This is a genomic window from Ensifer sp. SSB1 (assembly GCF_016652895.1).
Taxonomy (GTDB): Bacteria; Pseudomonadota; Alphaproteobacteria; order Rhizobiales; family Rhizobiaceae; genus Ensifer.
In genome coordinates this window covers 1-9,602 of the sequence record NZ_JAEPRP010000229.1, presented here as the reverse complement: position 1 = coordinate 9,602, position 9,602 = coordinate 1, and the positions used below count along the sequence as shown (strand labels likewise).

The 9,602-nt window shown below is 62.4% G+C and carries 8 protein-coding genes and 1 pseudogene; 7 read left to right on the top strand and 2 right to left on the bottom strand.

The genetic code is table 11. The features are described from left to right. A partial coding sequence (locus tag I8N66_RS33700) for a phosphoethanolamine transferase domain-containing protein (RefSeq protein WP_291163769.1) occupies nt 1-864 on the bottom strand: 864 nt, incomplete at its 3' end. Between the two features lie 272 nt (nt 865-1,136). On the opposite strand from I8N66_RS33700, the gene I8N66_RS33695 reads away from it, so the two are divergent. The 7 genes and pseudogenes from I8N66_RS33695 (at nt 1,137) to I8N66_RS33665 (ending at nt 9,095) form a co-directional block, all read left to right on the top strand. Continuing rightward, on the top strand, nt 1,137-1,811 hold the full coding sequence (locus tag I8N66_RS33695) for a response regulator transcription factor (protein ID WP_291163766.1): 675 nt from the start codon (nt 1,137-1,139) through the stop codon (nt 1,809-1,811). Next, entirely contained in the window at nt 1,808-3,160 is a 1,353-nt protein-coding gene (locus I8N66_RS33690; RefSeq protein ID WP_291163763.1) for a HAMP domain-containing sensor histidine kinase, read from the top strand. Before I8N66_RS33695 ends, I8N66_RS33690 begins: the two co-directional genes overlap by 4 nt. Before the next feature lie 240 nt (nt 3,161-3,400). After that, the gene (locus I8N66_RS33685) at nt 3,401-4,105 is read left to right on the top strand and encodes a CerR family C-terminal domain-containing protein (RefSeq protein ID WP_291163760.1); all 705 of its coding nucleotides are present in this window, start codon (nt 3,401-3,403) and stop codon (nt 4,103-4,105) included. Next, nucleotides 4,102-5,109, top strand: a pseudogene (hlyD, locus tag I8N66_RS33680) (secretion protein HlyD). Before I8N66_RS33685 ends, hlyD begins: the two are co-directional and overlap by 4 nt. Further along, complete coding sequence (locus tag I8N66_RS33675) at nt 5,106-6,836, top strand: ATP-binding cassette domain-containing protein (protein WP_291163757.1); 1,731 nt, start codon at nt 5,106-5,108, stop codon at nt 6,834-6,836. Before hlyD ends, I8N66_RS33675 begins: the two are co-directional and overlap by 4 nt. A 17-nt stretch (nt 6,837-6,853) precedes the next feature. After that, nucleotides 6,854-7,981 carry an ABC transporter permease gene (locus I8N66_RS33670; RefSeq protein ID WP_162768580.1) on the top strand — a complete coding sequence of 376 codons (1,128 nt, stop codon included), beginning with the start codon at nt 6,854-6,856 and terminating at the stop codon, nt 7,979-7,981. Between the two features lies 1 nt (nt 7,982). After that, nucleotides 7,983-9,095 (top strand): ABC transporter permease, encoded by a 1,113-nt coding sequence (locus I8N66_RS33665; protein ID WP_113535124.1) that lies wholly within the window; start codon nt 7,983-7,985, stop codon nt 9,093-9,095. 77 nt (nt 9,096-9,172) lie between these two features. Here I8N66_RS33665 and I8N66_RS33660 read toward each other — a convergent pair. After that, nucleotides 9,173-9,602, bottom strand: a 430-nt coding sequence (locus I8N66_RS33660; protein WP_291163752.1) for an alpha/beta hydrolase, incomplete at its 5' end; no start/stop codon positions are given.

Below are 9,602 nucleotides of genomic sequence, written 5' to 3'. Positions count from 1 at the left end.
GACGGAGAACATGCAAGGTAGCGAGGTCGCCGTAGCGGTCCCGCAGCTCGTGGTGTCGGTATAATTGACGACGCCGAGGGCCTTCAGTTCGGGATTGGTCTCGCGCCCGTAGCCGTTCAAGGAGAAGTTCATTGCCCGTGCGGTCTCGCCGGCAACGACGACGACCACCACCGGCTTGCCGGCCGCCGCAATGCGCGGACCCTGGCGGGCGTCGGTGCCAAGGGGCTGCACGACGATGTTGCGCTCCTTGTACGTCGAAGCGGCATACCGGACGGCCGCCGAGACCGGCCCGGTCGGATTGAACCGCTTCATCAGGTCCTTGTGCTCGCGAATGACGTAGGCGACGTTCGCAAAACTCGCATAGACCAGCCCGCTGCTGACGATGAGACAGGGGATGATCACCGCAAGATTGACGGCCGCATTCGCAAGGAAGGGCCGACGTCGGACCTTGAGCCAGATGACGAGAAGCGAAGGCAGCAGACCGTAGAGCAGCAGGTGTATCGCCAGGCTGCCGGTCAAGAGGTGGCCGGCTTCCGCCTGTGTCGTCACGGCCGCATTGCCGATCATGTCCTTGTCGATGATGACGCCGAATGTGTCGATGAAGTAGGAGGCAGACGCCGACACCATGATGAAGAAGATCAACACGGGCTTCATCACATATTTGACGGAAGCCAACGTGAACCCGGCAAAAGTCAGCAGGCAAAGCGCCGCGCTGAAGGATACGAGCGCCACGACGGAATCGTTGAAATAGGCAAACGTATGCGTCCAGAAGGATTTATTGGTGCCAACAAGCAGATAGGCGCTAACGAGCGCGCTCAGAGCGATACCGCCAATCTCTGGCCGGCGAATTCTCAAAAATGTCAAAGCATTCGTCTCCAGCCGCAACTGTATCACATCCGAGACGATCGATACAGGCGCAGGCATTTCAGTCGAAGCGGAGACCGCGATACGGCCACCTGTTCAGTCGCAGCCTCCCCCTCACCAGTCGAGATACGACGTGCAACCTGTCCAAACCCCGTCAAGATTGCTCATCGATAGTTTTATGCACGCGGTGGTGGGTATTGCGACCGGGAGTTGGCAGTCCGCGCGAAAGCCCATATGGTCGGCAGCGGCCCCTGTAATATCGAGACGATTCAATGCGCCTGCTCCTGGTTGAAGACAGCCCGCGACTGGTAGAACTGGTCGGAGAAACCATGCGGGACGCTGGCTGGCGCCTCGATTCCGTTTCAACCGTTGCGGACGCCGAAACGGCTATCGCAGGCCGCGAACACGACCTCGTGCTGCTCGATCTCGGCCTGCCCGACGGCGATGGCCTATCCCTGCTTCGTCGCCTCCGGCACCACTATCCCGGACTGCCGGTGCTGATCATCACTGCCAAGGGATCCGTCGACGAACGCATCGCCGGGCTCGATGCCGGCGCCGACGACTATCTGGTAAAGCCGTTCCATCATCGGGAGCTTCTCTCCCGGTGCCGCGCCATGCTCCGTCGCAACCCACAGGCGGTGCAGCCCGTGCTGGAGGCCGGTGCCTTGCGCTATGATCCGGCGACTGCAGACCTCACCTGCGACGGCACCGTAGTGCCGTTGCCGCCGCGCGAACGGTCGCTGATGGAAATCCTGATGCGCGAAGTCGGGCGCGTGGTGCCAAAGCGCAAGCTCGAAACGGCGCTTTCCGAATATGGCCAGGAAGTCACGCCCAATGCGCTTGAGCTTGCGGTGTCGCGCGTGCGCAAGCGCCTGCAGCCGCTTGACACCGGGGTGCAGATAGAGACCGTACGCGGTATCGGCTATCTGCTCAGGCGCGCCTCATGAAACCCCGCAATCCGTCGCTGATCGGCATCGTCGCCCGCCGCATCATCGCCTTTTCGCTGGTTGCCATGGCCATCCAGATCGGCGTCGTCCTCGCCGACTACTGGTTCGACGACGAAAAGCTGAGCGTCCTCATGCTCCAGCAGGAAACCGAGAACCTCGCGGCCCATGTTCAAGTCCGCAATGGCGTCGTGACCTATGAACCCAACCATGAGATGCGCGAGCGCTATCAGGACCGCCGTGACGACGATGGCGCGATCTTCCTTCGTATCCGCACGGCCGCGGGCGTCATCGTCTATTCGAACTGCACCAGCGAATGCGCCCAACATTTCCTGCCCGTCGGCGTTGATGCGCCGCAGTTCTGGAAGCGGCTGATCGCCCCAGGCAAACCCTTCAGTGTCGCCGGTGGCCAGACTTTTGAACGGGGCGGCACCACCGTGCTCATCGAACTTGCGATCCTCAACGATCCGAACGGCTTCGTGTATGGGGCTCTGCTGCACGAGATGTTCGATTCCATGATCGTGCCGATGACACTGATGTTCTGCCTTGTCATTGGTGCCACCATCTGGTCCATTCGCAGTGCACTGAAGCCCGTGGCGATGGCGGCCCAGACAGCCGACGCACTGGACCCGCGCGACGGCAAAGCGCGCCTGCCGGTGACGCGGATGCCGCAGGAGATTGCGCGGCTGGTCACCGCGGTCAACCGCATGCTCACGCGCGTTGCCGATCTCATCCAATCGCAAAAACTGTTCTCGTCCTCGATCGCCCACGAGATCCGGACGCCGGTCTCGATCGCCAAGATGGAGTTGAGCCGCATCAATGACCCCAGAGCCCGCAACGCCGAAAGGGACCTCGACGCTCTGACCCATATTCTGGAGCAGCTCACCTCTCTGGCAAGGGCCGACGCGGTCGATCCCGCCGCCTATCAGCGCACCAGCCTGTCTCAGATCGGAGCCGCCGTTGCCGAAGCCATCGCGCCGTTCGTCTTCGACCACGACAAGTCGCTCGAATTCGTCGACGACGGCACGCCGCCGGTCACGGCTATCCCGGCGCTGGTCGAGAACATGCTGCGCAACCTGATCGAGAACGCCGTCAAGCACAATCCTCCGGGCACGCGCATCATTCTCGCGTGCGGTCCCGGCCCGGTCGTCTCGGTCGAGGACAATGGCAAGGGGCTTGTCGACCTGCCCGAACACCACGAAGACCTCGGCTACGTGAAGAGTTCCGGCCAGCTCGGGCTCGGCCTGAAGATTGTCCGCCGCATCAGCGAGTTGCACCAGGCAACCATCGCGATCGATACCGCCCCGAAGCGCGGCACCAAGATCTCGATAGATTTTTCGGCCGCAGTCTGAGCATCGCCTAAAGGCCTGATTTGCCCGACATGCGCCCTGCCCTTTGTGCGCGCGTTCGGTCACAGTAAGCGCATGTCTGCGCCACATGGCAGTTCCGCACCAAGCCTCACGTCGCTCGATCGAGACCGCGGACGCTTCCTTGATCCACCGATTGCCAGGACCGAGAGCGGATTTTGAGACTGCCTTCAAGTTAAAATTCATTCGATTGACTTAATCAATGGAATGACGTAATTTAAAGACATGATGAAGAACAAAACCTCGACCCAAACACCCAAGCAGGACCGCGGCGACGTCACTCGCGAGAAGCTTCTGACGAGTTCCATCGATGTCTTCGGCCGCTACGGCTTCGATGGCGCCAGCACACGCATGCTTGCGGAAACCGCCGGCGTGAACCTGCAGGCGATCCCCTACTATTTCGGCGGCAAGGAAGGCCTCTACATTGCCGCAGCGGAACACCTGGCGTCGATTATCGTCGGCCACGTCGGCGCTCTTAGAAACGTGATCCTCGAGCGCCTTGCCCGCCTCGACGCCGAAGGCCAGGCGATGTCGACCGAAGAAGCCCGCGAGTTGTTGACCCAGATGGCGCAACACATGGTCGCGATCTTTGTCAGCCGGCAGTCCGAGAGCTGGGCGCGTTTCATCATTCGCGAGCAGATGGAGCCGACCGAAGCTTTCGAACGGGTCTATACCAACGTCATGGGTCCGATGATCGGCATGGCCGGCAGATTGGTCGCAACCATCCTCGGTGAGCCGCCGCAATCCGAACATGTCCGCCTGAAGACCCTCTCCTTCGTCGGCAGCATCCTCGTCTTCCGCATGGCCCATGCCGCCATGCTCCGACAGATGAACTGGCAGGCCGTCGGCTCCGACGAGCTCGACATGCTGCGTCGTCACGTCGCCGAACTTGTCGCCGCACTGGGCGGCACGAAGGAGGGGCGGTCATGAACAAGCCCGCAATCGCCCTTCTGTTGCTCGCCGGCGCCGCCGGCGGCGGCTGGTGGTTCGACGTGCCCCAGCGGCTCGGCTGGACCGAGACGATGCGAACCTCGGTGCTTTATGGCAATGTCGATATCCGCCAGGTCTCCTTGGGTTTCCGCGTCAATGGCCGCATCGCGAGCCTCGCCGTCGATGAGGGTGACGCGGTGAAGCCCGGCGATGTCCTTGCAACCCTCGACGCCGTTCCGTTCGAACAGGCAGTCGCGGCAGCCGAAGCCGAACTCGGCGCGCTCAAGGCTAACCTTGCGAAACTGAAGGCGGGCGCTCGACCAACCGAAATCGCCCAGGCCCGTGCCGCCCACGACGAACGCGTCGCCGACCTGCAAAATGCCGACCTCGCCTACGAGCGCGCCCGGCAGTAGCGGCCGAATGGCACAATTTCCCAGGCCAATCTCGACGAGGCGAACGCCAACAGGGCGGCAGCCGCGGCGCGCGCCACGTCCGCCCGCGAGGCGCTGGCGCTCCTCGAAGAAGGGAGCCGGATCGAAGATATCGAGGCGGCTCAGGCACAGGTCCTGGCGGCCGAGGCCAAGCTCGAGAGCGCCCGCACATCGCTTTCGGACACGCGCCTTCTCGCTCCGAATGCTGGCACCGTGCTCTCTCGAGTTCGCGAAGTCGGCGCAATCGTCGCGCCATCCGACATGGTATATGTCGTCTCGCTGAACGAACCCGTCTGGGTGCGGGCCTATGTCGCGGAACCGGATCTTGGCCGGGTGCATCCGGGCATGGCCGTCGAGATCACCTCGGACACTGCACCGGAGCACCCCTACAAGGCCACGGTAGGCTTTATCTCGCCTGTCGCCGAGTTCACCCCGAAGTCAGTGGAAACGCCGGAACTCAGAACCGATCTCGTCTACCGCCTGCGCATCGTCGTCGACAAGCCGGGTCCCGATCTCAGGCAGGGCATGCCGGTGACGGTGCACCTGCCCGAAGTCGCAGAGGCAAAACGATGAGCGACGAAACACCGTTCGTCCGGATCGCGGACGTGGTCAAGCGCTTCGGCGATGCCCCGCCGGCGCTCGACCACATCGACGGCGAAATCCTCGGCGGGCGGATTACCGGGCTCGTCGGCCCTGATGGCGCGGGAAAGACCACGCTCATCCGATTGATGACGGGGCTGATGGTGCCGGACGCCGGCAAGGTCGAGGTTCTCGGCTTTGACACGGTGACCAACGCCGCCGACATCCAGGCGGCGATCGGCTACATGCCGCAGCGCTTCGGCCTCTATGAGGATCTTTCCGTTCAGGAGAACCTGAACCTTTACGCCGATCTGCGCGGCCTGCCGCTCGCCGAGCGTCCGGCGACATTCGACGAACTGCTCGAATTCACCGACCTTAAGCGCTTCACCGCGCGCCTTGCCGGAAAGCTATCCGGCGGCATGAAGCAGAAGCTTGGCCTCGCCTGCGCGCTGCTGCGCAAGCCCCGTCTGCTCCTCCTCGACGAACCGGGCGTCGGCGTCGATCCGATCTCCCGCCGCGATCTCTGGAAAATGGTCGAGAACCTGACGGCCGAAGGCATCGGCGTCGTCTGGTCAACGGCCTATCTCGACGAAGCCGAGGCCTGTGACAGTGTTCTGCTGCTGAACGAAGGCAAGTTGCTTTTTGCCGGCAGTCCGGCCGAGCTGACCGCGCGCGTCGCCGAACGCGTCTTCAAGGTTTCGGGCATCGCGCATGGGCGGCGCCAGAAGCTCGCGCGCTTTCTCGATGACGACGATGTGGTCGACGGTGTCATCCAGGGTGAAGCGATCCGACTGGTGATGAAGCCCGACACCAAGCCACCGGCACCGGACGATGGCTCGTCGGCGCCTGCGGTGACGACCACGCCTCCCCGCTTCGAGGATGCTTTCATCGACATGCTCGGCGGCGGTCCCGGTGGTCGCTCGAAATTGGCGGAAACGCAGACACCTTTCACAGTGGAAGACAGCAAGCCCGTCATCGAGGCCCACGGCCTGACGAAACGCTTCGGCGACTTCACCGCAGCTGACGACATCACCTTCGACATTCCACGCGGCCAGATCTTCGGACTTCTCGGCCCCAACGGCGCCGGCAAATCGACGACGTTCAAGATGCTCTGCGGTTTGCTGAAACCCTCGGCCGGCGAAGGCCGCGTTGCCGGCTTTGATCTCCGCCGCGATGCGGCCGAGGCACGCAATCGGCTCGGCTACATGGCGCAGAAGTTCTCGCTCTATGGCGACCTCAGCGTCGCGCAGAACCTCAGTTTCTTCGCCGGTGTCTACGGGCTTTCCGGCACGCGCAAGCGCGAACGCATCCAGCTGATGACCGATATCTTCGCCTTCGGCCGTCTTATCGACATGTCGGCCAAGGATTTGCCGCTCGGGCTCAAGCAGCGGCTGGCCCTTGCCTGTGCCGTGCTGCATGAGCCGGAAGCACTGTTTCTCGACGAACCTACCTCCGGCGTCGACCCCATCACGCGGCGCGAATTCTGGACCCACATCAACGGGCTGGTCGAAAAGGGCGTCACAGTGCTCGTGACCACGCACTTCATGGACGAGGCCGAGTATTGCGATCGCATCTCCCTCATCTATCGCGGGAAGTCGATCGCGCTCGGCTCGCCGGATGAGTTGAAGGCCCAGGTCGCCAGCGACAAGCTTCCGGATCCGACGATGGAGGATGCCTTCATCGCCCTGGTTCAAGGTTCGGAGGAAAAGGAGGCAGCATGAGCGCGCAGTCCTCAACCATGGAAAGCCGGGCCGCTCGGGCCAGGCGCTTTGCCGCGCTGGTTCGCAAGGAAAGCTACCAGATCGTTCGCGACCCGAGCAGCATCCTGATTGCCTTCGTGCTGCCGATGATTCTGCTCTTTCTCTTCGGCTACGGCGTATCGCTCGACACGACGCAGACCCGCGTCGGGCTCGTCATCGAAGAGGAAGCGCCGCTGACGCGAGACCTCGCCGCCGGTTTTCAGGCGTCGCGCTATTTCAAGGTGACGGTCGGTCGCGACCGACGGGATTTCGAAGAGGATCTGGTGCTCGGTCGCGTGCGCGGCATTGTCGTGATCCCCGCCGGCTTTACAGCGGACTATTCTGCCGGACGCCATCCGACGGTGCAGGTGCTCGTCGATGGTTCCGATCCCAACACCGCCAACTTCGTGCAGAACTACGCGCAGGCGACCCTTGCCAACTGGGAGCGCCAGCGTTTGAGCGAAGGAGCCGGACGACCACCCGCTATTTCGGCCGAGCAGCGCTTCTGGTTCAATCCGGAGCTGACCAGCCGAAACTTCCTCGTACCCGGATCGATCGCCATCGTCATGACGCTGGTCGGCACACTGCTGACCTCACTTGTCGTTGCCCGCGAATGGGAACGCGGCACGATGGAGGCGATGATGGCCACCCCCGTCTCGGCCGCCGAACTCTTGGCCGGCAAGCTGCTACCCTATTTCATCCTTGGACTGACCTCGATGACGCTGTGCGTGCTGCTTGCCGTCTTCCTCTTTGGCGTCCCCTTCCGCGGCTCCGTCGCAGCGCTCTATGCGCTGTCGGCAACCTTCCTGATGCCGGCGCTCGGCCAGGGCCTGCTGATCTCGGCGGCGACCAAGAACCAGTTTCTCGCCTCGCAGCTCGCGTTGATCTCAGCCTTCCTGCCGGCGTTCCTGCTCTCCGGATTTCTCTTCGAAATCAACTCGATGCCGAGGGTCATTCAATGGATCACCTTCGTCGTGCCGGCCCGCTATCTGATCCCGAGCCTGCAGACCGTGTTCCTTGCCGGCGACATATGGCCGATGTTCACGCGTGCGATCGCCGTCATGCTCCTGATCGGCTGCGTATTCTTCGCGCTCGCTGCCCGCAGCACCCGCAAGAGGATTGGCTGAGATGTGGTGGACAAGACTGAAGGCGCTGATCGTCAAGGAATTGCTGGCGGTATTGCGCGACCCCAAGGGACGCACGGTGCTGATCGTCCCGCCGATACTGCAGCTGCTGGTGTTTTCCTATGCCGCAACGCTCGAAGTGACGAATGTCGACGTCATGGTGCTGAACCGCGACAATGGCCACTGGAGCCAGGACCTCGTTGAGGAAATCCAGGGGTCGCCGACTTTCCGCAGCATTCGCTTCACCAACAGCCCCGACGAGGTGCGCGCGGCAATCGACACGCAAACCGTCATTGCCGCGATCGAGATCGGCCCCACCTTCTCGCGCGAGATCGAAGCGAGCCGGCCTGCCGAAGTACAGGTCATCCTCGACGGGCGCCGCTCAAACGCGTCGCAGATCGTTGCCGGCTATCTGAGCCGCATCGTGGGAACGCTTGCCGCCGAAACGCCGGCCGGCAAGCGCATGGCTTCCGGCGCAGTCACCGTCGTCGCGCGTAACTGGTTCAACCCGAACCTCACCTATCAATGGTTCATGGTGCCGAACCTGGTCGCGAGCATAGCGCTTTTGATCGGCCTCATTGTAACTGCGCTGTCGATCGCCCGCGAACGCGAGCTCGGCACTTTCGACCAGCTCATGGTTTCGCCGCTTAGGACACATGAGATCCTGATCGGCAAGCTGATCCCACCAATGATGATTGGTCTCTTCCACATCACCATCTATATCCTGGCGGCAGTCTTCATTTTCGGGGTGCCGTTGCGCGGCTCGCTATTGCTGCTCTATGGCAGCGCGATCTTCTACCTCGCCTCCGTCGTCGGCCTCGGCCTCTTCATTTCAGCCCTTTCGATGACGCAGCAGCAGGCGATCCTCGGCGCCTTCCTTTTCATGGTGCCGGCGATGCTGCTCTCGGGCTTCGCGACGCCGATCGAGAACATGCCCACCTGGCTGCAGCCGATCACCTACATCAACCCGCTGCGCTATTTCCTCGTGATCGTGAAGGGTGTGTTCCTCAAGGACATTCCGGCGGTCGAGGTGGCGCGGCAGACGATCCCACTGTTTATGATCGCCATCGTCACCCTCTCGGCCGCCTCCTGGCTCTTCCGCCGTCGACTGGAGTAACCGGAGCAACTCCAGCCAAGGTGCGCAGTGGTTTTCCGGTCGGAGTACGCAATCGGCTCCTTCCGACCGGAAACGCTCTATTCCTTCAGGAAGCGCGTGATCGCAGCAATCTCGTTCTGGCGAATGTCATGTCCGCCGGAATGCCACTCCGTCTGCGTTACCGCACCCTGCCCCTGGAAATAGTCGGCCAAAGCCTGCGTCAGCGGCGCCGGGCAGATCGGGTCGCGTTCGCCGGCGGTGATCAGCACGCGACGGCCTTTGAGCGCCGGATTGTCCTTCGGCCGGAATGGGATCAGGGGGTGCATGAGCACCACCTTGTCGAAGACGCCTTTTTCGATGAGCACATTGGCGAGAATGTTCGCACCATTGGAATAGCCGAGGCCGATTACCTGCGAAGCCTGATGCTCCGTGGCCAACGCCTTTACGAAGCCGGCCATCTTTTCGGTAGCCCGGGCAAGATCCGCCATGTCATAGACGCCCTCACCCGTGCGCCTGAAGAACCTTGCC

Bases quoted from the DNA above. Each gene is read 5' to 3' on its own strand.
- I8N66_RS33695 (WP_291163766.1), top strand. From the start codon at position 1,137: ATGCGCCTGCTCCTGGTTGAAGACAGCCCGCGACTGGTAGAACTGGTC.
- I8N66_RS33690 (WP_291163763.1), top strand. From the start codon at position 1,808: ATGAAACCCCGCAATCCGTCGCTGATCGGCATCGTCGCCCGCCGCATC.
- I8N66_RS33685 (WP_291163760.1), top strand. From the start codon at position 3,401: ATGATGAAGAACAAAACCTCGACCCAAACACCCAAGCAGGACCGCGGC.
- I8N66_RS33675 (WP_291163757.1), top strand. From the start codon at position 5,106: ATGAGCGACGAAACACCGTTCGTCCGGATCGCGGACGTGGTCAAGCGC.
- I8N66_RS33670 (WP_162768580.1), top strand. From the start codon at position 6,854: ATGGAAAGCCGGGCCGCTCGGGCCAGGCGCTTTGCCGCGCTGGTTCGC.
- I8N66_RS33665 (WP_113535124.1), top strand. From the start codon at position 7,983: ATGTGGTGGACAAGACTGAAGGCGCTGATCGTCAAGGAATTGCTGGCG.